The following is a 705-nucleotide window of genomic DNA, read 5'->3' as shown; positions in this document are numbered from 1 at the left end:
TCTCAGAAACTGAATGGTATCCAAGCACACTTTTATTTAAGTAGATGCTGTATGTACAAGGGGAGTAAGTAGAGATGATGTTTATCGGCATTGATATTAGTAAAGAGAAGATTGATTTATCCTGGTTGAGAGACCAGCTTACAAACAAGATTAAAACAAAAGTATTTAAAAACAAGCATCAAGACTTTTTAGCAATAGAAAAATGGCTTTTAAATACAACTAAAAGCGCTGCGAATGAGCTCGTTATCACCCTCGAACCAACGGGTGTTTATCATGAGGCGCTGATGTATTTTTTACACGAGCAAGGCTTTAATATTATTTTAGCGAATCCAGGTAAAGCTAAAAAGTATGCAGACGCTTTAAACATAATTCATAAAACAGACAAATCTGATGCAACGATGCTTGCACATTACGGCTGTGCTAAGCATGCAGTCGTTAATTATTGGCAACCTGATGCATTAGAAGTTAGAGAGCTTAAAGCCCTTATCCGTCGTTTAGATGCGCTTGAGAGTAACCGACAACGAGAAGCGAACCGATTAGAAGCAAGTGAATTCAGTAACGTTTCAGCACGTGTTTGCCAATCTATAAAAGTGACTATCGCGTTTTTAGACGATGAAATTAAACAGCTTAAATCTGACATTGATAACCACATAGATAATGAACCTGATTTAAAAAGAAACAGGAAACTACTTGAGTCTATCCCTG

General features: G+C 36.9%; 1 protein-coding gene. It reads left to right on the top strand.

The genetic code is table 11. From position 1 onward, the window contains the following. Positions 1–74: 74 nt before the first annotated feature. Positions 75–705: IS110 family transposase (locus I6F49_RS20265; protein ID WP_197181754.1), on the top strand; the 631-nt coding region annotated here is incomplete at its 3' end.

It is taken from the genome of Pseudoalteromonas sp. SWN166, assembly GCF_015864485.1.
In the GTDB taxonomy this organism is placed as follows: Bacteria; Pseudomonadota; Gammaproteobacteria; order Enterobacterales; family Alteromonadaceae; genus Pseudoalteromonas.
The sequence above is the reverse complement of the archived record's forward strand: the minus strand, read 5'-3'. Positions and strand labels throughout refer to the sequence as shown.